The 21,860-nt window shown below is 69.5% G+C and carries 17 protein-coding genes and 2 tRNA genes; 14 read left to right on the forward strand and 5 right to left on the reverse strand.

The annotated features are described in order from the left end of the window. Positions 1 to 62 precede the first annotated feature (62 nt). The 11 genes from ACT54X_RS05150 (at position 63) to ACT54X_RS05200 (ending at position 13,769) form a co-directional block, all read left to right on the forward strand. Positions 63 to 2,189, forward strand: coding sequence for a 3-hydroxyacyl-CoA dehydrogenase NAD-binding domain-containing protein (locus ACT54X_RS05150; protein WP_294374821.1), 2,127 nt, complete (start codon positions 63 to 65; stop codon positions 2,187 to 2,189). An 80-nt stretch (positions 2,190 to 2,269) separates the two neighbouring features. Then, entirely contained in the window at positions 2,270 to 3,466 is a 1,197-nt protein-coding gene (locus ACT54X_RS05155) for an acyl-CoA dehydrogenase family protein (protein ID WP_476345404.1), read from the forward strand. After that, positions 3,463 to 4,605, forward strand: a complete 1,143-nt coding sequence (locus ACT54X_RS05160; protein ID WP_476345406.1) for an acyl-CoA dehydrogenase family protein — start codon at positions 3,463 to 3,465, stop codon at positions 4,603 to 4,605. Before ACT54X_RS05155 ends, ACT54X_RS05160 begins: the two co-directional genes overlap by 4 nt. After that, a complete protein-coding gene (locus tag ACT54X_RS05165; protein ID WP_476345408.1) occupies positions 4,602 to 5,801 on the forward strand; it encodes a CaiB/BaiF CoA transferase family protein in 1,200 nt (399 codons plus the stop codon). Before ACT54X_RS05160 ends, ACT54X_RS05165 begins: the two co-directional genes overlap by 4 nt. 89 nt (positions 5,802 to 5,890) lie before the next feature. Further along, positions 5,891 to 6,883 carry a Bug family tripartite tricarboxylate transporter substrate binding protein gene (locus ACT54X_RS05170; protein WP_476345409.1) on the forward strand — a complete coding sequence of 331 codons (993 nt, stop codon included), beginning with the start codon at positions 5,891 to 5,893 and terminating at the stop codon, positions 6,881 to 6,883. Then, positions 6,883 to 8,811 (forward strand): acyl-CoA synthetase, encoded by a 1,929-nt coding sequence (locus ACT54X_RS05175; RefSeq protein WP_476345411.1) that lies wholly within the window; start codon positions 6,883 to 6,885, stop codon positions 8,809 to 8,811. Before ACT54X_RS05170 ends, ACT54X_RS05175 begins: the two co-directional genes overlap by 1 nt. Positions 8,812 to 8,858: 47 nt before the next feature. After that, entirely contained in the window at positions 8,859 to 9,866 is a 1,008-nt protein-coding gene (locus tag ACT54X_RS05180) for a Bug family tripartite tricarboxylate transporter substrate binding protein (RefSeq protein ID WP_294374833.1), read from the forward strand. Between the two features lie 116 nt (positions 9,867 to 9,982). After that, positions 9,983 to 11,218, forward strand: a complete 1,236-nt coding sequence (locus ACT54X_RS05185; RefSeq protein ID WP_476345413.1) for a patatin-like phospholipase family protein — start codon at positions 9,983 to 9,985, stop codon at positions 11,216 to 11,218. 62 nt (positions 11,219 to 11,280) lie between these two features. Beyond that, positions 11,281 to 11,778 (forward strand): CHRD domain-containing protein, encoded by a 498-nt coding sequence (locus tag ACT54X_RS05190; RefSeq protein ID WP_294374839.1) that lies wholly within the window; start codon positions 11,281 to 11,283, stop codon positions 11,776 to 11,778. A 9-nt stretch (positions 11,779 to 11,787) separates the two neighbouring features. Further along, positions 11,788 to 12,447, forward strand: coding sequence for a response regulator (locus tag ACT54X_RS05195; protein WP_294374843.1), 660 nt, complete (start codon positions 11,788 to 11,790; stop codon positions 12,445 to 12,447). Then, positions 12,444 to 13,769: an ATP-binding protein gene (locus tag ACT54X_RS05200; protein ID WP_294374846.1), complete on the forward strand. Its 1,326-nt coding sequence runs from the start codon at positions 12,444 to 12,446 to the stop codon at positions 13,767 to 13,769. The genes ACT54X_RS05195 and ACT54X_RS05200 overlap by 4 nt, the downstream gene beginning before the upstream one ends. A 57-nt stretch (positions 13,770 to 13,826) precedes the next feature. On the opposite strand, the gene ACT54X_RS05205 is transcribed toward ACT54X_RS05200, so the two are convergent. Further along, complete coding sequence (locus ACT54X_RS05205; protein ID WP_476345657.1) at positions 13,827 to 14,216, reverse strand: ABC transporter permease; 390 nt, start codon at positions 14,214 to 14,216, stop codon at positions 13,827 to 13,829. Continuing rightward, positions 14,141 to 14,842 carry an ABC transporter ATP-binding protein gene (locus ACT54X_RS05210; protein ID WP_476345416.1) on the reverse strand — a complete coding sequence of 234 codons (702 nt, stop codon included), beginning with the start codon at positions 14,840 to 14,842 and terminating at the stop codon, positions 14,141 to 14,143. Before ACT54X_RS05210 ends, ACT54X_RS05205 begins: the two co-directional genes overlap by 76 nt. Positions 14,843 to 15,272: 430 nt before the next feature. Between ACT54X_RS05210 and rimO the strand changes: the two genes are divergently transcribed. After that, positions 15,273 to 16,661, forward strand: coding sequence for a 30S ribosomal protein S12 methylthiotransferase RimO (rimO, locus tag ACT54X_RS05215; RefSeq protein WP_476345418.1), 1,389 nt, complete (start codon positions 15,273 to 15,275; stop codon positions 16,659 to 16,661). 94 nt (positions 16,662 to 16,755) lie between these two features. Here rimO and ACT54X_RS05220 read toward each other — a convergent pair. Together ACT54X_RS05220 and ACT54X_RS05225 are read right to left on the reverse strand one after the other, a co-directional pair. Further along, positions 16,756 to 16,840: transfer RNA gene (locus ACT54X_RS05220), tRNA-Leu, on the reverse strand. 205 nt (positions 16,841 to 17,045) lie between these two features. Then, a tRNA-Leu gene (locus tag ACT54X_RS05225) sits at positions 17,046 to 17,130 on the reverse strand. Between the two features lie 43 nt (positions 17,131 to 17,173). On the opposite strand from ACT54X_RS05225, the gene rnr reads away from it, so the two are divergent. Next, a complete protein-coding gene (gene rnr / locus ACT54X_RS05230; protein ID WP_476345420.1) occupies positions 17,174 to 19,489 on the forward strand; it encodes a ribonuclease R in 2,316 nt (771 codons plus the stop codon). An 89-nt stretch (positions 19,490 to 19,578) separates the two neighbouring features. Further along, positions 19,579 to 20,358: an SDR family oxidoreductase gene (locus ACT54X_RS05235; RefSeq protein WP_294374856.1), complete on the forward strand. Its 780-nt coding sequence runs from the start codon at positions 19,579 to 19,581 to the stop codon at positions 20,356 to 20,358. A gap of 12 nt (positions 20,359 to 20,370) precedes the next feature. On the opposite strand, the gene ACT54X_RS05240 is transcribed toward ACT54X_RS05235, so the two are convergent. Next, the gene (locus tag ACT54X_RS05240) at positions 20,371 to 21,840 is read right to left on the reverse strand and encodes an NAD(P)H-hydrate dehydratase (protein WP_476345423.1); all 1,470 of its coding nucleotides are present in this window, start codon (positions 21,838 to 21,840) and stop codon (positions 20,371 to 20,373) included. Between the last annotated feature and the right edge of the window lie 20 nt (positions 21,841 to 21,860).

Below are 21,860 nucleotides of genomic sequence, written 5' to 3' on the forward strand. Positions count from 1 at the left end.
GACAAGAATGCGCAGGTGCCGGCGCAATGCCGGCTTGTGCCTTTCCCGGAGACAGCCGCCTCATGACATCGACCCCCGCCACCCCCGCCGACGCCGTCCGCCACCAGATCCAGGGCGAGATCCTGCAGATCACCGTCGACAACCCGCCCGTCAACGCGCTGTCGGCCGCGGTGCGGCGCGGTCTGCTGGCCGCCATCGAGGCCGCGGACGCCGAACCGCGCGTCAAGGCGGTGCTGATCGTGGGGCAGGGCGCCAACTTCATCGCGGGTGCCGACATCCGCGAGTTCGGCCAGACGCCGCAGCCGCCCTCGCTGCCGGAGGTCTGCAACCGCATCGAGGCCTGCAGCAAGCCGGTGGTCGCCGCGCTGCGCGGTGCAGCCCTGGGCGGGGGGCTGGAGATCGCCATCGCCGCTCACTACCGGGTGGCCCTGCCCGATGCCAAGCTGGGCCTGCCCGAGGTGCAACTGGGCCTGATGCCCGGTGCTGGCGGCACGGTGCGGGCGCCCCGTCTCATCGGTGCCGCGGCTGCGTTGGAGCTGATGCTCAGCGGCCGTCACGTCAAGGCCAAGGAGGCCCTGTCGCTGGGCCTGGTGGATCGCATTGCCGAAGGTGAAGATGCCGTGGCGGCGGGTCTGGCCTATGTCCAGGCGCTGCTGGCCGCCGACGCCTCGGTTCGCCGCACCCGCGACGCCCAGGGACTGGCCGATCGGGCCGCTGCGCAGGCCGCCATCGACGCGGCCCGCGCCGACACCGCCAAGAAGTCGAAGAACCTGTTCTCGCCACACAAGATCGTCGAGGCCGTTCAGACCGCACTCGACAAGCCCTTCGACGAGGCCATGACGCTGGAGCGCCAGGCCTTCATGGCCTGCATCGACAGCCCACAGCGCGCCGGCCTGATCCATGCCTTCTTCGCCGAACGCGAAGTGGTCAAGGTGCCCGAGGCCCAGGCCGCGCAGCCGCGCAAGCTGGACAAGGTGGGCATCGTCGGCGGCGGCACCATGGGCGCGGGCATCGCCGTGTCGGCGCTGGACGCCGGCCTGCCGGTGGTGATGGTCGAGCGCGACGATGCGTCCATTGCGCGCGGCCAGGCCAACGTCGAAAAGGTCTACGACGGCCTGATCAAGAAGGGCCGCATGACGCCCGAGGCCAAGACGGCCGTCATGGCCCGCTTCAGCGGCAGCACCGACTACGCGGCCTTCGCCGACGTGGACCTGGTCATCGAGGCCGTGTTCGAGGACATCGAGGTCAAGAAGGCCGTCTTCAAGGAGCTGGACCGCGTCTGCAAGCCCGGCGCCGTGCTGGCCACCAACACCTCGTACCTGGACATCGATGCCATTGCTGCCAGCGTCTCGCGGCCGCAGGACGTCATCGGCCTGCACTTCTTCAGCCCGGCCAACATCATGAAGCTGCTGGAGATCGTGGTGCCGGCCAAGGTGAGCGCCGACGTGGTCTCCACCGCCTTCGCGCTGGCCAGGAAGATGAAGAAGGTGCCGGTGCGCGCGGGCGTGTGCGACGGCTTCATCGGCAACCGCATCCTGGCCGTCTACAAGCAGGCCGCCGACTACATCATGGAAGACGGCGCCAGCCCCTATGAGATCGACGAGGCGGTGCGCGGCTTCGGCTATCCGATGGGCCCCTTCCAGGTGACCGACCTGGCCGGCGGCGACATCGGCTGGGCCACGCGCAAGCGCCGCGCCGCCACGCGCGACCCCAAGGCCCGCTATGTGGAAGTGGCCGACCGCGTGTGCGAACGCGGCTGGTTCGGCCAGAAGACCGGCCGCGGCTTCTACCTGTACCCCGAAGGCGCCCGCACCGGCCAGCCGGACGCCGAAGTGCTGGCCATCGTGGACGCCGAACGGCAGAAGAAGGGCATCACGCCGCGCAAATTCACGCCCGAGGAAATCATGCGCCGCTACATGGCCGCCATGGTCAATGAGGGCGCCAAGGTGGTCGAGGAGGGCATCGCCCTGCGGCCGCTGGACGTGGACGTGACCTTCCTCTATGGCTACGGCTTTCCGCGCTTCCGCGGCGGCCCGATGAAGTACGCCGACATGGTCGGCCTGCCGAAAGTGCTGGACGACATCCGCAGCTTCGCCAAGGAAGACCCGCTCTTCTGGAAGCCGGCGCCGCTGCTGGAGAAACTGGTGGCCGAGGGCCGCGACTTCTCGAGCCTGAACCAGGCGCGCTGAGCCGGTCTTTCATTTCTTTTTTCGAGCATGCGTTCATGCGCCGGCAGGCGCAGGGCCGTGCTCATCCCAAAGGACCACCGATGGACCTGAAATTCACGGCCGAGGAAGAGGCCTTCCGCAGCGAGGTGCTGCAGTTCCTGCGTGAGAAGCTGCCCGCGCGCATCGCCGACAAGGTCAGGCGCGGGCTGCGCCTGACGCGCGAGGACATGGCCGAGTGGCACGGCATCCTCAACGAGCGCGGCTGGCTGGCCAACCACTGGCCCAAGCAGTACGGCGGCCCGGGCTGGGGCGCGGTGCAGAAGTTCATCTTCGAGAACGAATGCGCCCTGGCCGGCGCGCCGCGCATCGTGCCCTTCGGCGTCAACATGCTCGGGCCGGTGCTCATCAAGTACGGCAGCGAGGCGCAGAAGCAGTACTGGCTGCCGCGCATCCTGAGCGGCGAAGACTGGTGGTGCCAGGGCTATTCCGAACCCGGCTCGGGCTCGGACCTGGCCTCGGTCAAGACCACGGCCGTGCTGGACGGCGACCATTACGTGGTCAATGGTCAGAAGACCTGGACCACGCTGGGCCACCACGCCAACATGATCTTCTGCCTGGTGCGCACCAACCGCGAGGCCAAGGCCCAGTCGGGCATCAGCTTCCTGCTGGTGGACATGGATTCGCCCGGCGTGGAGGTGCGGCCCATCATCACGCTGGACGGCGAACACGAGGTCAACGAAGTCTTCTTCACCGACGTGCGCGTGCCGGCTGCCAACCTGGTGGGCGAGCAGGACAAGGGCTGGACCTATGCCAAGTACCTGCTGACCTACGAGCGCACCAACATCGCGGGCGTGGGCTTCTCGGTGGCCGCGCTCGAGAAGCTCAAGCGCATCGCCGCCAAGGTGCAGCGCAACGGCCGGCCGTTGGCGCAGGACCCGCTCTTCGCCGCGCGCCTCGCCAAGGTCGAGATCGATCTGGAGAACATGAAGACCACCAACCTGCGCGTGATCGCCGCCGTGGCCGGTGGCGGTGTGCCGGGGGCGGAAAGCTCCATGCTCAAGATCCGCGGCACCGAGATCCGGCAGGAAATCTCCTCGCTGGCGCGCCGCGCCATGGGCCCTTATGCGCAGCCCTTCATCGAGGCCGCGCTGCACGCAGGCTGGGACGAGCCCGCCGTCGGCCCCGAGGAGGCTGCGCCGCTGGCCGCGCAGTACTTCAACAACCGCAAGCTGTCGATCTTCGGCGGCTCCAACGAGATCCAGAAGAACATCATCTCCAAGATGATCCTCGGCCTATGAACTTCGAGCACACCGAAGACCGCCGCATGCTGGCGGATTCCCTGGACCGCTTCATCGCCGACCAGTACGGCTTCGAGGCGCGCGACCGCATCGCAAAGAGCGACGAGGGCTTCAGCCGCGCGCACTGGGCGCAGCTGGCCGAGATCGGCGCCGTCGGCGCGTTGCTGCCCGAGGCCGTGGGCGGCTTCGGCGGCACCGGCTTCGATGTGGCCGTGGTGTTCGAGAGCCTGGGCAAGGGCCTGGTGGTCGAGCCCTTCCTCGGCGCGTTGGTGGTGGGCCAGGCGCTGGCCGCCGCGGGCAGCGAGGCGCAGCAGGCCCGCGTCGCCGACCTGGTCGATGGCAGCACCCTCGCCGCGCTGGCGCATGACGAGCCCGGCTCGCACTACGACGCCCACCGCGTGGCGACGCGCGCCGTGCGGCAGGGCGAGGGCTGGCGCCTCGATGGCGCCAAGGCCGTGGTGGCGCTCGGCGCGCAGGCCGACCTGCTGCTGGTCTCGGCCCGCACCGGCGGTGCCATCGACGATGCGCAAGGCCTCTCGCTCTTCCTGGTGCCCGGCGATGCGCCCGGCCTGATGCGCCGCGACTGCCCGCGCATCGACGGCGGCCGCGTGGCCGAGCTGACGCTCGACGGCGTGCAGTTGCCCGCCGATGCACTGCTGGGTGCAGAAGGCGAGGGCGCGGCCATTCTGGAGCGCGCCACCGGCTGGGGCGTGCTGGCCCTGTGCGCCGAGGCCCTTGGCGCCATGGAAGTCGCCAAGCGCGACACGCTCGAATACCTGCGCACCCGCAAACAGTTCGGCGTGCCCATCGGCAGCTTCCAGGCCCTGCAGCACCGCATGGCCGACCTGCTGCTGGAAGTGGAGCAGGCCCGCTCGGCCGTCATCAATGCCGCCGCGGCCATCGACGGCGGCGACCGCCTGGCGCGCGAGAAGGCGCTGTCGGCCGCCAAGTACAGCATCGGCCGCATCGGCACCCTGGTGGCCGAAGAGAGCATCCAGTTGCATGGCGGCATTGGCATGACGTGGGAGCTGCCGCTGTCGCACTACGCCAAGCGCCTGGTCATGATCGGCCACCAGTTCGGCGACGAGGACCACCACCTGGCGCGCTACATGGCGCTGAGCGCGGAGGTGCCGGCATGACGATGCGCCTGCCGCTCGAAGGCGTGCGAGTGCTGGATCTCTCGCGCGTGCTGGCCGGCCCCATGTGCGCCCAGGCCCTCGGCGACCTGGGGGCCGAGGTCATCAAGGTCGAGCATCCCGGCCGTGGCGACGACACGCGCGACTGGGGCCTGCGCGTGGGCGCGCGCAACACCAGCTACTTCAACAGCGCCAACCGCAACAAGCGCTCCATCGGCATCGATCTTGGCACGGCCGAGGGCCAGCAGCTCGCGCGCGAGCTGGCCGCCAAGTGCGACGTGCTGATCCAGAACTTCAAGTTCGGCGGCATCGAGAAGATGGGCCTGGGCTACGACGACCTGCGCGTGCTGAACCCGGGCCTGGTGTATTGCTCGATCACCGGCTACGAGCGTGGCGGCGCCGAGAAGGCCCGTCCTGGCTACGACCTGGTGGTGCAGGGCGAGGCCGGCTTGATGGCGCTGAACGGCGAGGAAGGGCAGGGCCCGCTCAAGTTCGGCGTGGCGGCGGTGGACATGTTCACCGGCATGTATTCGGCGCAGGCCATCCTGGCCGCGCTGTTCGACCGCCAGCGCACCGGCCAGGGACGCCATGTGGAGATGGCGCTGTACGACTGCGGCCTGATGATCACCGCCTACTACGGCATGGAGGCGCTGCTGCAGGGCGGCGACCCGCCCAAGTACGGCAATGCGCATCCGTCCATCGTGCCCTATGGTGTGTTCGATGCGCAAGACGGCCCGGTGGTGATCACCGTGGGCAACAACACGCAGTTCCAGCGCTTCTGCACCGACGTGATCGAGCGGCCCGAGATGGCGACCGACGAGCGCTATGCCACCAACCTCGCGCGCTCGCGCAACCGCCACACGCTGCTGCCCGAGCTGCGCGCCGAACTCGCCAGGCGGCCGCGCGCGCTGCTGCTGGACCGCATGCGCGCCGCCGGCATTCCCTGCGGCGAGGTGCTGGGCCTGCTGGAGGCGCTGCAGTCCCAGCGCACCGCCGATGCGGGACTGCTCACCCGCTATTCCGAGGACGGTGCGCAGGACGTGCCCGTGCTCTCACCGCCTTACCGCCTCGACGGTGCACGCGTGCCCGTGCGCCGTGTGCCGCCAGGCCTGGCCCAGCATACCGACGACGTGCTGGGCGAGTTGCTCGGCCTGGACGCGGACCGCATCGCGGCGCTGCGGCAGTCCGGCGCCCTTTGACTTCTTTCCCGCGGCGGCATCCCACCCGGCTGGCCGCCGGCCTTTGCTGCCTTGACGACACGGTCCCACGAGGACCCGGAGACATTCCCATGACCCACCGCGCACCCATCGCCCGCCGCCTTCTTCTCGCCGCCGCGGCCGGCGCCCTCGGCCTGGCCGCACTTCCGGCCGTTGCCCAGGCCTGGCCCGACAAGCCCATCAAGCTGATCGTGCCCTTCCCGCCTGGCGGCCCCACCGACACCGCTTCGCGCCTCGTGGGCCAGAAGCTGGCCGAGCGCCTGAAGCAGCCGGTGGTGGTGGAGAACCGCGCCGGCGCCTCCGGCACCATCGCCGCGCAGTTCGTCGCCAAGAGCGCGCCGGACGGGTACACGCTCATGATGCTGGCCACGCCGACGCTGCTGGCGCCGCATCTGTACAAGAGCGCCGGCTACGACATGGCCAAGGACTTCGCGCCCGTCGCCACGGTGTACGACCTGCCCATCGTGATGGTGGTCAACCCCACCGTGCTGCCCGACGTGAAGACGCTGCCCGAGCTGATCGCCAAGGCCAAGGCCGAAGGCGGCAAGCTCAACTACACCAGCTCCGGCCCGGGCAGCTTCGGCCACCTGACGACCGAGATGCTCAAGGACCTGGGCGGCTTCGACATGCAGCACATCGCCTACAAGGGCGGCACGCCGGCCGTGACCGACCTGCTGGGTGGCCAGGTGCCCGTGATGTATGCCGACCTGGTCGCGGCCCTGCCGCACATCCAGGCGGGCAAGCTCCGCGCCATCGCCGTCGGCTCGTCGCAGCGCATCGCGCAACTGCCGGATGTCAAGACGGTGGCCGAGCAGGGCTTCAAGGGCTTCGACGCCGTGTCCTGGGGCGGGCTGCTGGCGCCGGCCGGCACGCCGCAGCCTGTCATCGACCGCGTGAGCCGCGAGGTCAAGGCGATCCTGGCGGAGCCCGACATTCAGAAGCGCCTCATTCAGGCTGGCGCCATCGCCGAGTACCAGGCCCCTGCGCAGATGGCCAACCGCATGCGCACCGACTTCGACAAGTGGGGCAAGGTGATCCGCGACAAGCAGGTGGCGGTGAACTGATGGCTGCCGCCGCGTCTTCCTCCCAGGCCTGGCCGCCGCAGCATCTGCCGCTCGCCGCGCCGTTCCTGGTGCGCAGCCGGGCCGACATCGAGCGCCTGGCGGCCACGCCGCTGGCCGAGTCACTGCCTGCGCGCAGCACCTACGAGCTGATCCGCAACGCGGCACTGGCCTTCGGCGACAAGACGGCGCTCACCTTCCTGCGCGACGGCAACCCCGACACGCCGCCGGTGCGCTGGACCTATGCCGAGCTGCTGGCCCGCATGCACCAGACGGCCAATGCGCTGCATGCGCTCGGCCTGGGCCCCACGGACACCGTGGCGGCGCTTTTGCCCGGCTGTCTGGAATACCACCTGGCCCACTGGGGCGGTCAGGCGGCCTGCATCGTGCAGCCGCTCAATCCGCTGCTGACCGAGGACAAGGTGGTGGCGCTGCTGCAGGCCACTGGCGCGAAGGCGCTGATCGCCTACGGCGCGCCCGAGGATGCGGACTACTGGGACAAGGCCATTCGGCTGCAGGCGCGCGTGCCCACCCTGCGGCATGTGCTGCGCGTGGCGCCGCAGGACGAGGCGCCGGCGGATGCGCCCGCACTGCCGCCCGGCGCGCTGCATTTCCATGAGGCGCTGGCGGCCCAGCCGGCCGACCGTCTGGTGAGCGGTCGCGTGATCGCCGCCGAGGACGTGGCGGCCTGCTTCCACACCGGCGGCACGACGGGTGCGCCCAAGCTCGCCCAGCACACGCACGGCAACCAGGTTTTCACCGCCTGGGCCAGCGTGGTCACGCAGGGCACGAACAGTGCGGACGTGGGCATCGCGGGCTTTCCGCTGTTCCATGTGGCGGGCGTGCTGCCCGGCGCGCTGGCCTCGCTTTCGGCCGGCGCCGAGATCGTGATCCCGACCACGTTGCTGATGCGCAACCGCGAGGTGGTGCGCAACTACTGGAAGCTGGTGGAGCGCTACCGCCCCACCGTGCTGGCGGCCGTGCCCACCATGCTGGCGGCGCTGGCCAATGTGCCGCTGGAAGGCGCGGACATCTCCTCGATCACCTATTGCCGCACCGGCGCGGCGCCGCTGCCGGCCGAACTCGGCGCCCGCTTCGAGCGGCTGTTCGGCCTGCATGTGCACGAGAGCTTCGGCATGACGGAGATGGCCGGCATCAGCAGCGTCACGCCGCGTGGCGTGCATGCGCCGGCCGGCTGCGTGGGCTTCGTGCCGCCGCATGCACAGGTGCGCATCGTGGCCCTCGATGCGCAGGGCGGCGCGAGCGAGCGCGAGGTGGCGCCGGGCGAGACCGGCATGGTGCTGTTCAAGTCGCCCAACGTCTTGCCGGGCTACCTGGACCCGCGGGACACGGCCAAGGCCTTCACGCCCGATGGCTGGCTGGCCACGGGTGACCTGGGCCGGCTGGATGAACAGGGCCTGCTGCACCTGGCCGGCCGTGCCAAGGACCTGATCATCCGCGGCGGCCACAACATCGACCCCGGCATGCTGGAAGACGCCCTGGGCGCGCATCCCGCCGTGCAGACCTGCGCGGCCGTGGGCGCGCCCGACGCCTATGCCGGCGAACTGCCGGTGCTCTTCGCCACGCTGCGGCCGGGCGCCGAGGCCACGGAGGCCGAGCTGCTGGCCTTCGCCAGCGCCCGCGTCGACGAGCCGCCGGCGCGCCCGAAGTGGGTGGCAGTGCTGCCGGCTTTGCCGACCACCAACGTCGGCAAGATCTACAAGCCCGAGCTGAGGCAGATGGCCGCCGTGGCGGTGGTGCGGCAGATCGTGGCGGGGCAGGTCGCAGACGCGGGCCGCGTGCGCATCGAGCCCGAGGGCGCGGCCGACGTGGCCGTGCACCTGGGCGCTGACTGGACCGACACCGCGCGCGAAGCGCTGCAGGCCGCCCTGGCGCCCGTGCCCGTGAAGGTGCACCTGCGGGACGGCTGAGAGCTGCCCGGCGATTTCAAGTGGAAGCAAGAAAAGGAGACAAGACCATGACCTCGATCCAACCCTTCGGCCTGACCCGCCGCCACCTGCTGCGCGCCACCGCCGCAGTGGGTGCGGCCGGCCTGCTGCCCCTGGCGCAGGCCCAGTCCAGCTGGCCCGACAAGCCGATCCGCTTCGTCGTGCCCTTCAACGCCGGCGGCGCCACCGACATCGTGGCGCGCCTGCTGTCGGAGAAGCTCGCGCCGAAGCTGGGCCAGCCCATCGTGGTCGACAACCGTGGCGGCGCCGGCGGCATCCTGGGCACCGACATGGTGGCCAAGGCCGCGCCGGATGGCAGCACCTTCACCGTGGCGCTGAGCACGTCGCTGCTGATCAACCAGTTCCTCTACAGCAAGCTGCCCTATAACCCCCAGAAGGACCTGGCGCTGGTGTCCCAGGTCGCGGTGGCGCCGGTGGTGCTGGCCGTGCATCCCAGCGTGCCGGCCAGGAACGCGCAGGAGCTGCTGGCCTATGTGCGCGCCAACCGCAGCAAGGTGTCGTACGGGTCCTGGGGCATCGGCTCCTATGCGCACCTGGGCGGCGCCTTCATGAGCCGCAGCCAGAATGCCGACATGGCCCACGTGGCCTACAAGGGCGAGGCCCTGATGCTGCAGGACCTGATCGGCGGCCAGATCCAGATGGCCTTCGCCAGCGCGCTGGGCGCCAAGCCGCATGCCGACACCGGCCGGCTGCGGCTGATCGGCGTGACGGGCGAGCAGCGCATGGAGATCCTGCCGCAGCTGCCCACGCTGGCCGAGCAGGGCATGCGCGAGGACGCCTACCGCATCGTCGGCTTCGTCGGCATGGCGGCCCCGGCGCGCACGCCGCCGGAGATCGTGCAACGCATGTCGCGCGAGGTGCAGCAGCTGTGCGAGCAGCCCGAGGTCAAGGCCCGCATCGTGGCCATGGGCTTCTCGGTGGCGGCCTCTACGCCGGAGGCTTTTGCCGCTGCCTACAGGCGCGACGCGCCGGCCTGGGAGGCGCTGGTGAAGGAGTCCGGCGCCAGCCTGGACTGAGCCGGAAGCCGGGGCCGAAGGCGCATCGCGGCCAGCGGGTGGCATGCGCCTTCCACCCGCCTGGACCGATGGGCCCAGGTCGGCTGGCAGTCAAGCGGCTGGTGTCCAATGCGGCCATGGCTTCCCGACGACTCCCGACCCCGTCTTCCGTTCCATCCACATCGGCCGAGCCATCGGCCAGCACGCCAGCCGAGGCGGCCAGTGACGGCCGGACGGTCCGCGCTCTGGTGCTTCAGGGCGGCGGCGCACTCGGCGCCTACCAGGCCGGCGTGTATGAAGGCCTGTCCAGCGAGCACCACGCACTCGACTGGGTGGCGGGCGTCTCCATCGGCGCCATCAATGCGGCGCTGATCGCGGGCAACCCGCCCGAGCGGCGTGTCGAGCGGCTGCGCGAGTTCTGGCAGCTGGTCTCGTCGGCGCCGGGCCAGCAACTGCCCATCTGGGCGGGCGAACGTCGGCTGCTCGCCCAGTTCAGCGCCAATGCGGCCGTGGCGATGGGCATCCCGGGCTTCTTCTCGCCGCGCGTCGATCCGACGCTGCTGCTGGGCGGCGCGGCACCCGTGCTGAGCTACTACGACACGTCCGCGCTCAAGTCCACGCTGGAGCGGCTGGTGGACTTCGACCGCCTCAACGACGACGGCATCCGCGTGTCGGTCGGTGCCGTCAACGTGCGCAACGGCAACTCGGTGTACTTCGACAACCACCGCGTGCGCATCGGGCCGGAACACATCATGGCCAGCGGCGCGTTGCCGCCGGGCTTTCCGCCGGTGCACATCGATGGCGAGGACTACTGGGACGGCGGCATCGTCTCCAACACGCCGCTGCAGTACGTGCTGGACGAGCACGAGCGCAACCGCCGCCTGCTGGTGCTGCAGGTCGACCTGTTCAGCGCGGTGGGCCCGATGCCGACCACGCTGGCCGAGGTGACGGCCCGGCAGAAGGACATCCAGTACTCCAGCCGCACCCGGCTCAACACCGATGTGCTGGGTGCCAACGTCAACCTGCAGCAGGCGCTGGCCGGACTGCTGGAGCGCCTGCCGCCCCAGATGCTGGAAGAGCCGGGACTGCGCGCGTTGTGCCAGCACCTGCGCAGCGCGCCCATCGACATCGTCCACCTCATCCATCGGCCCGCCGAATGGGAGCAGGACGCCAAGGACTACGAGTTCTCCCGCCTGGCGATAGATGCGCACTGGGCCGATGGCCTTCGCGACATGCGCCACTCGCTCGCGCATCCGGAATGGCTGCAGCGGCAGGTGCAGGGCGGCGGCGTCACCACCTACGACCTGGCCAGGCCCGACCATGCGCGTGTTCGCCGGCCCGGCACCGGGGTGGACACGGCGCCTTCCGCCTGAGGCCGCCGACATGCCGCCGTCCCCCGTTGGCCCCGCCGCATCGCAGTGATAAGGTCGCGCGCATGCCTGTTACCTCGCATCCCCTTTCCCGTCGACTCCTGGGCCTGGGCCTGATGGCCGCCGTGCTGGCCGGCTGTACCTCTGTGCCGCTGGACGTGCCGACACCGGCGCCCCGGCCCCAGCCGCCGCGCGAACCGCAACTGGCCGCCTTCAGCACGCGCATGGACGGCCGCAACCAGGTGCCGCCCGTGGCCAGCATGGGCACCGGTACGCTCGATGCCGTGCTCGACAAGAGCACCGGACTGCTGCGCTGGCGTCTGGCCTACAGCAACCTCAGCGGCCCGGTCACTGCCGCACATTTCCACGGGCCGGCGCTGATCGGCATGAATGCGCCGCCGGTCATCACCATCGACGCGTCGCCCAACCGCGCCCCCGAGGGCCGGGCCAACCTCACGCCCTCGCAGCAGGCCGAGCTGCTGGCCGGCCGCTGGTACGTGAACCTGCACACGGCCCGCTATCCCGACGGCGAGCTGCGCGGCCAGCTCATCGAGCGCCGCTGAGCCTGCGCCATGCGACTGCTCCTGCTGGAGGACGACCTCATGATCGGCGAGGCCGTGCTCGACCTGCTGCGCGCCGAGCATTACGCCGTCGACTGGGTCAAGGACGGCGAGGCCGCCGAGTCGGCCCTGCGCACGCAGGACTACGACCTGGTGCTGCTGGACCTGGGCGTGCCGCGCCGTGACGGGCTGGAGGTGCTGCGCGGCCTGCGGGCCCGCAAGCAGCGCATGCCGGTGCTCATCACCACCGCGCGCGACGCCGTGCAGCAGCGCGTCGAGGGCCTGGACGCCGGCGCCGACGACTACGTGCTCAAGCCCTACGACCTGGACGAGCTGCTGGCCCGCATCCGCGCATTGCTGCGCCGCGCCGCCGGCCGGGCCGAGCCGGTCTACGAACACAAGGGCGTGAGCCTGAACCCCGCCACGCACGAGGCGATGGTCGACGGCAAGCCGATGGTGCTCTCGGCCCGCGAATGGGCGGTGCTGGAGGCGCTGATCGCCCGGCCTGGCCTTATCCTCTCGCGGCCCCAGCTCGAAGAGAAGCTCTACAGCTGGAAGGATGAGATCAGCAGCAATGCGGTCGAGGTCTACATCCACGGCCTGCGCAAGAAGCTGGGCGCGGACCTGATCCGCAACGTGCGGGGGGTGGGCTACATGGTCCCGAAGGAATGAATCGCCCGCGGCTGATGCGCTCGCTGCGGGCCCGGTTGTTGGCCTTCCTGCTGGCGGCCATCGTGCTGGCCGGTGGCATCCAGGCCGCCGTGACCTATCGCACCGTGCTGCGCGAGGCCGATGCCATCTTCGACTATCACATGCAGCAGATGGCGCTGTCGCTGCGCTCCGGCCTGCCACCCAGCGCGGCCGTGAGTGGTCTCGGTCCCTCGGAGCAGAACTTCGACTTCGTCGTGCAGGTGTGGACGCAGGACGGCCAGCGCATCTTCGAATCCGCCGACGAGGCGCTGCTGCCGCAGCTGGCGGTGCTGGGCTTCGCCGAGGTGAATGCGCGGGGCACCACCTACCGCGTGCTGTCGATGCAGACGCGCGGCCTGGTCATCCAGGTGGCGCAGGACATGGCGGCGCGGCGGCAGATGGCCGGCAGCCTGGCGCTGCGCACCGTCGCCCCCGTGGCGCTGATGGCGCCGCTGCTGATGCTGGTCGTGTGGTGGGTGGTGAGTGGCTCGCTGGCGCCGGTCTCGCGGGTACGCAGCCAGGTGGCCTCGCGGCAGCCCGACGATCTCTCGCCCGTGGGCGAGGAAGGTCTGCCCGAGGAAGTGCGGCCGCTGGTGGCCGAACTCAATCTGCTCTTCGAGCGGGTGCGCCGGGCCTTCGACGCGCAGAAGCATTTCGTGGCCGATGCGGCGCACGAGCTGCGCTCGCCACTCGCGGCCCTCAAGCTGCAGGTGCAGCTGCTGCGCCGCGCCAGCGATCCGGCGGCGCATGAGCAGGCCGTGCAGCGCCTGGCCGCCGGCATCGACCGGGCGACGCGGCTGGTCGAGCAGTTGCTGACCCTGGCGCGCAACGAGGCGCACGCCGCGGCGGGCGGCGAGACCGTGCCGGTAGACTTGGCGGCACTGGCCCGCGAGGCCATTGCGGATGCCGTGCCCGGCGCCGAATCCCGACGCATCGACCTTGGGTTGGCGCGCGCCGACGCCGTCAGCGTGGCAGGCCATGTGGATGCGCTGCGCATCCTGCTGCGCAACCTGGTGGACAACGCCGTCAAGTACACGCCTGAAGGCGGGCGCGTCGATCTGACGGTGCAGCAAGAGGGCGGCGGCGTGGTGCTGGTGGTCGAGGACTCGGGGCCCGGCCTGGCCGAGTCGGACCGCGAGCGGGTGTGGGACCGCTTCTACCGGGCGCCTGACGCGGGCGCTTCAGGCAGCGGCCTCGGCCTGGCCATCGTGCGCTCGGTGGCGCAGCTGCATGGCGCGGAACTGGCGCTGGACCGCTCGGCCGCGCTGGGTGGGCTGCGGGTGCGGGTGCGCTTTCGCGGCTGATCAGGAGCGCCACGGCGCAGGCGCGCCTGGCAAGGCGGACCGGCCGACACGGAGAACTCAGCCTTTTCCGGCCGGCACTGATCGTGTGGGCTTGGCTGGACTGAGTCGGTCGATGCGCAGCCGTTGCCGGTCGTCCGAGATCATTCGGGCTGCCATGAGGACAGCGCCCACGCAGGCCAGTCCGCCCGCTCCCGTGAGCAGCAGCAGAAGAACGATCTGGTACTTCGCCGCGTCGATGGGATCCATCCCAGCAAGCAGCTGCCCGGTCATGATGCCGGGCAGGGTGATGATGCCGGCGGCAGACATCTGGTTGATGATCGGAATGATCCCGCGTCGGATGGACGGGCGGACCAACGCTTGCAGTGCCGTCTTCATGGGCAGGCCGAGCGCCAGCTGGGCCTCGACGCCCGGCCGGTGCAGGGCAATGCCGTCGAAGAAGGTGTCCAGTCGCCATCGATCAAAAGCGAGCGCGCCGCCACCCGGCGTGCCTGTTCGTCCGAGTGTGTCACCCAGAGGATCGCCAGCCCCTGCCCGCATTGCCGGCGCAGCAGGTCCTCATAGGCCTGTGTCGACTCGGCGTCCAGTGCGGCCGTGGGCTCGTCCAGCAGCAGCACGGCAGGTTCACGGGCCAGTGATCGCAGGAGAGCCAATCGCTGCCTTTCGCCGGTGGACAAGCGGAGAACCTCGGCGTCGAGCGACGTCTGCGGCAGACCCAGTGCCTCAACCATCTGCACAATGCGCAAGCGCTGAGCAGCGTCGAAATGGTCACCCACCGTGGGCGCCCACCAGGCAGGCTCCGCCGACTGGTAGATGACCCGACGGCGCCACTGCGGGCCGCTGAACTGCTCGCGCGGCCGGCCGTCCAGCTCGACCGTGCCTCCGCTGGGGGGATCGAGGTCGGCGATCAGACGCAGCAGGACTGATTTGCCGGAGCCGGAGCGCCCTCTTATCGCGACACATTCGCCGCGGTCGAGCTGGAGCGCGTGCGGGCCGGAGCGGGGCGATTGAAGATGTCGGACCACTAGCCGGGGTGGGATTGGCTGCATTCGCTGCGCGCTCGCTTCAATATGCATGACATGGTAGGGCGGCGCGGGCCAAGACCCCCAAGGCGTCGGTGCCAGGCTGTGGAGGGGCGGGGTGCTGCGGGTGGGGCTCCTTGCCAAGGCGGTGCCAAGTGGTTCCGGCATCTACAATTCGGGCCCTATGGGCCGTGGCCTGGAAGGGCTCGATCCGCAAGAGTCGGTGTGGCCTTCGGCCAAAGCCAGGGACGCAGCCTGCACCTCCCAGACTCGACGGTGGCCCCGCAACACCCCTGCGTGCCCGGCCTGACGTGCCAGTGGTGGCAGGCCAACAGCCCTTCATCCTGCAACGTCAGCGATTCGTTCGCCGCAGCCCGTGCTCCGCGGCCCAGCGGGTCGCGTAGGCCGCATGCCGCTGCGTGCCCATTCCTCTGGTTGGGCGCGGGTCCGACAACACGCGCGTAGCTACATATCAGTCCTGCCAATGAACACCCCAACGATCACCGACGAGCCGAAGCGCGCACCCAGTATCGGTATGGTCTCCCTCGGTTGCCCGAAGGCCCTGACCGATTCCGAGCTGATCCTCACCCAGCTCAGCGCCGAGGGCTACCAGACCTCCAAGACCTTCCAGGGCGCTGACCTGGTGATCGTCAATACCTGCGGCTTCATCGACGACGCGGTCAAGGAAAGCCTGGACACCATCGGCGAGGCGCTGGCTGAGAACGGCCGCGTGATCGTCACCGGGTGCCTGGGCGCCAAGACGGGCGGCAGCGGCGGCAACATGGTGCGCGAACTGCATCCCTCGGTGCTGGCCGTCACGGGCCCGCATGCCACGCAGGAGGTGATGGACGCCGTCCACGCCAACCTGCCCAAGCCGCACGATCCATTCATCGATCTGGTGCCGCCGGCGGGCATCAAGCTCACGCCGCGCCACTACGCTTACCTGAAGATCAGCGAGGGCTGCAACCACCGTTGCACCTTCTGCATCATCCCCTCGATGCGCGGCGACCTCGTCTCAAGGCCCATCGGCGACGTGTTGAAGGAAGCCAAGGCCCTTTTCGAGGGCGGCGTGAAGGAACTGCTGGTGATCAGCCAGGACACTTCGGCGTACGGCGTGGACATCAAGTACCGCACTGGTTTCTGGGATGGCAAGCCGGTGCGCACGCGCATGCTCGACCTGGTCGCTGCGCTGGGTGACATCGCCGAGCCGTACGGCGCCTGGGTGCGGCTGCACTACGTGTACCCCTATCCGAGCGTCGACGAGGTCGTGCCGCTGATGGCCCAAGGCCGTGTGCTGCCTTACCTGGATGTGCCGCTGCAGCACAGCCATCCCGACGTGCTACGGCGCATGAAGCGTCCGGCCAGCGGCGAGAAAAACCTGGAGCGCATTGCGCGCTGGCGCGGGATGTGCCCGGAGTTAGTCATCCGCAGCACCTTCATCGCCGGCTTTCCTGGCGAGACGGAAGAGGAGTTCGAGCACCTGCTGGACTTCGTGCGCGCCGCGGGCATCGACCGTGCTGGCTGCTTCGCCTACAGCCCCGTGGAAGGCGCCACGGCCAATGAGCTGCCCGGCATGCTGCCCGAAGCCGAGCGCGAGGCGCGCCGCGCGCGCTTCATGGAAGTGGCCGAGGTCGTGTCGGCCCAACGCCTGCAGCGCCGCGTCGGCGCCACCATGCAAGTGCTGGTCGACTCGGCGCCCGGCCTGGGCCGCAAGGGCGGGGTAGGCCGCAGCTATGCCGATGCGCCCGAGATCGACGGCGTGGTGCGGCTGCTGCCGCCGGAGAAGATCAGCAAGACGATGAAGGTGGGCGAGTTCACCAAGGCGCGCATCGTGGCGGCCGAAGGGCACGACCTGGTGGCGCTTCCCATCTGAGGCCGCAGCAGGACCGGGAGGCGCAGCCTCCTTGTCCTCTACCCGGCGCGCCAAAACAAAAAGGCCACCCGGAGGTGGCCTTTTTGCTGTGTCTTGGTGCCCAGGAGAGGACTCGAACCTCCACGATGTTACTCGCTAGTACCTGAAACTAGTGCGTCTACCAATTCCGCCACCTGGGCTCAATATTCATCGCTTTCGCGAAGAACATATCCGTTTCAGGAAAGCCTGCGATCATATCAGCGATCAGATGTGTTGTGCAACTGACTGCCAAAAAATCCTTGCTGATCCATTCCGACTGGCGTCGCGCGGGGAGGCTGGACGTCTGCGGAGCAGCAATGGCTCTCACAAATAAGAAAGCCGCCGGGGTTGCCGGCGGCTTTGTGTTGGTGCCCAGGAGAGGACTCGAACCTCCACGATGTTACTCGCTAGTACCTGAAACTAGTGCGTCTACCAATTCCGCCACCTGGGCCAATTTCTGTCGTACCCTAGAGGGGTTAACGTCAAAAATTTGTGTGCGTTTCAGGAAAGAAGGAGATCATATCAAAAATCCCGCAGTTGCCAACCCCTTGTTGGAAGAGTTCGAAGGAACGGTGCAAGGTCACCGTGATGGCCATGGTTTCGTTCAGCGCGACGACGGGGAAGCCGATGTGTATCTGCCACCGAACGAGATGCGGGCGGTGCTCCACAAGGACCGGGTCAAAGCGCGCATCGTGCGCACCGACCGGCGGGGCCGCCCGGAAGGGCGGGTGGTCGAGATCGTGGAACGCCCTGCGCAGCCGATCATCGGGCGGCTGCTGAACGAAGGAGGCGTCTGGCTGGTAGCGCCTGAGGACAAGCGCTACGGCCAGGATGTGCTGATCCCCAAGGGCGCCACCGGCACCGCCAAGACGGGCCAGGTGGTCGTGGTGCAGCTCACCGAGCCGCCAGCCCTGTTCGGTCAGCCTGTGGGTCGCGTGGCCGAGGTGCTGGGCGAGATCGACGACCCCGGCATGGAGATCGAGATCGCGGTGCGCAAGTATGGTGTGCCCCATGTGTTCTCCGAGGCGTGCCTGGCCGAGGCCAAGGCGCTGCCCGACAAGGTGCGGCCCACCGACCGGCGCCACCGTATCGACCTGCGTGATATTCCCCTGTGCACCATCGACGGCGAGGACGCGCGCGACTTCGACGACGCGGTGTACTGCGAGCCCATGAAGATCGGCCGTGGCAAGACCGCGAAGACCGGCTGGCGCCTGCTGGTCGCCATTGCCGATGTCAGCGCCTATGTGAAGACCGGCTCCCCCATCGACATCGACGCCTACGACCGCGCCACCAGCGTGTACTTCCCGCGGCGGGTGATCCCGATGCTGCCGGAGAAGCTGTCGAACGGCCTGTGCTCGCTCAACCCGGACGTCGACCGCCTGTGCATGGTGTGCGACATGGTGATCACGGCCGAAGGCGAGATCGAGGCCTACCAGTTCTACCCGGCCGTGATGCACAGCCACGCCCGATTCACCTACACCGAGGTGGCGGCGATCCTTGCCAATACGCGCGGCCCCGAAGCGGCGCGCCGCAAGGAGCGCGTGCAGGACCTGCTGAACCTGGCGGACGTGTACCGCGCCCTGCTGGCGCAGCGCAGCAAGCGCGGCGCCGTGGACTTCGAGACCACTGAGACGCAGATCGTCTGCGACGAATCGGGACGCATCGAGAAGATCGTGCCGCGCACGCGCAACGAGGCCCACCGGCTGATCGAAGAGGCCATGCTGGCCGCCAACGTCTGCAGTGCCGACTTCATCGCACAGAGCAAGCACCCCGGCCTGTTCCGTGTGCACGAAGGCCCGACACCCGAGAAGAAGGAGATCCTGCGCAACTACCTGCGGGCCATGGGCGTGGGCATGTCGATCACCGACGAGCCGCATCCCTCCGAGTTCCAGGCCATCGCCGAGGCGACCAAGGGGCGGCCGGATTCGCAGCAGATCCACACCATGCTGCTGCGCTCGATGCAGCAGGCGATCTACACGCCGATCAACAGCGGCCACTTCGGTCTGGCCTACGGCGCCTACACTCACTTCACCAGCCCGATCCGGCGCTATCCGGACCTCCTGGTGCACCGCGTGATCAAGGCGATCCTCGATGGCGCGCGCTACCAGTTGCCGGTGCTGCCCACGCCGGGCGAGGCCCATGCCAAGCTGGCCAAACGGCTCGCCTCGCGCGTGAAGGCGCCGACGCAGGCGCCGGCCAAGCTGCCGGCGGCGCAGACGAAGGAAACGCAGGCCTGGCAGGCCGCCGGCCTGCACTGCAGCGCCAACGAGCGCCGTGCCGACGAGGCGAGCCGCGACGTCGAAGCCTGGCTCAAGTGCAAGTACATGCGCGAGCACCTGGGCGAGGAGTTCGGCGGCGTGGTCACCGCGGCCACGACCTTCGGCATCTTCGTCACGCTGGACGCGATGTATGTCGAAGGCCTGGTGCACATCACAGAGCTGGGCGGCGAGTACTTCAAGTTCGACGAGGCGCGGCAGGAACTGCGCGGCGAGCGCACCGGCATCCGCTACTCCATCGGCACCCGCGTGCGGGTGCAGGTGAGCCGCGTCGACCTGGACGGCCGCAAGATCGACTTCCGCCTGGTGCGCGAGGGCGAGGACCTGACGGCCCGCGCCATGCGCGACAAGGGCGTGTCAGCGCAGGGCGTGCCGGTCAAGGCGTCGGAAAAGCGGCAGTCGCGCCAGCGTGCGGCGTCCAATTCGTCGCGCCACGAGGGCAACCTGCCGGCGTCGCCAATCCAGGCGCTGAAATCGGCCGTCAAGAAGGCGGCTGGCAAGATCAAGAAGAAGCGCCGTCCGCCGCGTCCCTGAGCTTTTTCCTTCACCCTGAGACTCCACCCGAAAGGCCATCGGCTTCCTGCATCGTCCCGGCGATGCGGCCGGTGGCCGGGTTCCTTTCCATGACCGACAAGAGTTCCAATCCTGCGGCCCGCGCGCCGCGCATCGCGATCGTCACTGGCGCCGGCTCCGGCATCGGTCGCGCCGCCTCCCTGGCCCTGCTGGCCGACGGCTGGAGCGTCGTGCTCGCAGGCCGCCGTCCCGAGCCGCTGGAGGCCGTGGCCGATGAGTCTGGCGCGGGCGAGCGCGTCTTCGCCGTACCGACCGATGTGACCCAGCCCGAATCGGTGGATGCGCTGTTTGCCGCCACCTTGCAGCGTTACGGCCGGGTCGACCTGCTCTTCAACAATGCCGGCGTGAGCAACCCGCCCGGTCCTTTCGAGGACTGGACGCCCGAGCAATGGAAGGGCGTCGTCGACATCAACCTCAACGGCATGTTCTATTGCCTGCAACGCGCCTTCCGCGCCATGCGCGACCAGTCGCCGCGGGGCGGGCGCATCATCAACAACGGGTCCATCTCGGCCCACACGCCGCGGCCCAACTCCATGGCCTACACGGCCACCAAGCATGCAGTGGCCGGCCTGACCAAGACAGCTGCGCTGGATGGCCGCAAGTACGACATCGCGGTGGGCCAGGTCGATGTGGGCAATGCACTCACCGAGATGGCTGCCAAGTTCCAGCGCGGCGTGCCGCAGGCCAATGGAGAGATCGCGATCGAGCCGACGATGGACGTCAACGTCGTGGGCCAGTCGGTGCTCTACATGGCCAATCTGCCGCTCGAGGCCAATGTGCTCTTCCATACGGTGATGGCCACCAAGATGCCGTTCGTCGGTCGCGGCTGACGAGCATGCGCGTCAGGCGGGCAGCGCCAGTCCGAGGCCGGCATGGCGCGCCAGTTGCGACGCGCTGAACGGACGGTCGGCGAGCCAGCCGTCCGCGGCCGCTCCGTGCCACCACACGGCCTGGGTCGCGGCGCTTTGCGGATCGAGGCCGGATGCCAGGGCCGCGCCCACCATGCCCGCCAGCACGTCGCCAGTGCCGCCGGTGGCCAGCCGTGCGTTGCCCGTGGGGTTGATGCGGGGGCAGTCATCGGGGCTCGCGATCACCGAGCCGGAGCCCTTGAGCACGACGGTGCAGCCCAAGGCGTGCGCAAGCTGGCTTGCCGCGGTCAGACGATCCGCCTGCACGGCCTGGGTGTCGGTCTTCAGCAGCCTTGCGGCTTCGAGCGGATGCGGCGTGAGCACGGTGGCCCGATGGGCCTGCGCTCGTTTCTGCAGCAGTTCGCGCCAACCCGGGTGGCGCCCGAGGGCGTTGAGGCCATCGGCATCGAGCACCAGCGACTTTGCGTGGGCGAGCACCTCGGGCAGGAGCGCGTCCACGGCCACGCCGCCCCCGCACCCGCAGACCACCGTCATCCGGTCAAGCGCCAGTGACCGAGGGTTGCGGCGCATGAGCGCATCGTCGGCCGCGGGCGAGGGCGCTTCGTCGTCCAGCAGCCCCACGAACACACGGCCTGCGCCCGCATGCAGCGCAGCGGTGGCCGCGAGCCACGCAGCGCCGGTCATGCCCGGGGCGCCACCGATGACCGCGACGTCGCCGAAGCTGCCCTTGTGGCTGTCGTGCGGGCGCGAGGCACGTGCCGGGCGCCCAGGCAGTCGGGCATCCGGCGGGACACTGGTTCGGTCAGCCCCCAGGTCGTCGAACCACACCACGCCCGCCGCATCGCGGCCCTGCGCCGTGAACAGGCCGGGCTTGAGCGTGAGCAGACTCAGGCAGTGGCGTTGGCCCGGGCCTGCAATGCCCGGATCGGCCGCAGACCGTCCCGTGTCCGCGTCCAGGCCGCTGGGCAGGTCGACCGCCAGCACAGGCGCGCCGCTGGTCTGCATGATGCGAAGGTGATCGCGCATTCGGCCGCCCGGCGCTCGCGAGGCGCCCAGGCCGAGCAGCGCGTCGATGGCCAGGTCGAAGTGCACGGGTGCCTCAGGGACGAGGGGGATGCCGGCCGCGCACAGACGGTCGAAGGCGTCGCGCGCGTCGGAGGGCAGTCGCTGCGCATCCCCGTCGAAGGTGACGGTCACCGGCCGACCGCGCCGCACCAGTTCGAGCGCCGCCGCGAAGCCGTCGCCGCCGTTGTTGCCGGGGCCGCAGGCGATCCAGATGCAGCGCGCGTGCGGGGCCAGGGCCATGGCCAGGCGTGCCGTCGCCGCGCCGGCACGCCGCATGAGCGTGTGCGCAGGAAGGTGGGCGGCAGCGGCTCGTTCGATGTGCCGCGATGCGGCGACGCCGTGCAGCGGATGGGGCAGGGTGAGGTCCAGGCGGTGCATGGCGCGAGCATGCCTGAACC

The organism is Pseudacidovorax sp. DMC4 (assembly GCF_056314265.1).

What these genes read in the sequence shown, in the direction of transcription:
- ACT54X_RS05150 (WP_294374821.1), top strand. Translation starts at nt 63, where the DNA reads ATGACATCGACCCCCGCCACCCCCGCCGACGCCGTCCGCCACCAGATC.
- ACT54X_RS05155 (WP_476345404.1), top strand. Translation starts at nt 2,270, where the DNA reads ATGGACCTGAAATTCACGGCCGAGGAAGAGGCCTTCCGCAGCGAGGTG.
- ACT54X_RS05160 (WP_476345406.1), top strand. Translation starts at nt 3,463, where the DNA reads ATGAACTTCGAGCACACCGAAGACCGCCGCATGCTGGCGGATTCCCTG.
- ACT54X_RS05165 (WP_476345408.1), top strand. Translation starts at nt 4,602, where the DNA reads ATGACGATGCGCCTGCCGCTCGAAGGCGTGCGAGTGCTGGATCTCTCG.
- ACT54X_RS05170 (WP_476345409.1), top strand. Translation starts at nt 5,891, where the DNA reads ATGACCCACCGCGCACCCATCGCCCGCCGCCTTCTTCTCGCCGCCGCG.
- ACT54X_RS05175 (WP_476345411.1), top strand. Translation starts at nt 6,883, where the DNA reads ATGGCTGCCGCCGCGTCTTCCTCCCAGGCCTGGCCGCCGCAGCATCTG.
- ACT54X_RS05180 (WP_294374833.1), top strand. Translation starts at nt 8,859, where the DNA reads ATGACCTCGATCCAACCCTTCGGCCTGACCCGCCGCCACCTGCTGCGC.
- ACT54X_RS05185 (WP_476345413.1), top strand. Translation starts at nt 9,983, where the DNA reads ATGGCTTCCCGACGACTCCCGACCCCGTCTTCCGTTCCATCCACATCG.
- ACT54X_RS05190 (WP_294374839.1), top strand. Translation starts at nt 11,281, where the DNA reads ATGCCTGTTACCTCGCATCCCCTTTCCCGTCGACTCCTGGGCCTGGGC.
- ACT54X_RS05195 (WP_294374843.1), top strand. Translation starts at nt 11,788, where the DNA reads ATGCGACTGCTCCTGCTGGAGGACGACCTCATGATCGGCGAGGCCGTG.
- ACT54X_RS05200 (WP_294374846.1), top strand. Translation starts at nt 12,444, where the DNA reads ATGAATCGCCCGCGGCTGATGCGCTCGCTGCGGGCCCGGTTGTTGGCC.
- ACT54X_RS05210 (WP_476345416.1), bottom strand. Translation starts at nt 14,842, where the DNA reads ATGCATATTGAAGCGAGCGCGCAGCGAATGCAGCCAATCCCACCCCGG.
- rimO (WP_476345418.1), top strand. Translation starts at nt 15,273, where the DNA reads ATGAACACCCCAACGATCACCGACGAGCCGAAGCGCGCACCCAGTATC.
- ACT54X_RS05235 (WP_294374856.1), top strand. Translation starts at nt 19,579, where the DNA reads ATGACCGACAAGAGTTCCAATCCTGCGGCCCGCGCGCCGCGCATCGCG.
- ACT54X_RS05240 (WP_476345423.1), bottom strand. Translation starts at nt 21,840, where the DNA reads ATGCACCGCCTGGACCTCACCCTGCCCCATCCGCTGCACGGCGTCGCC.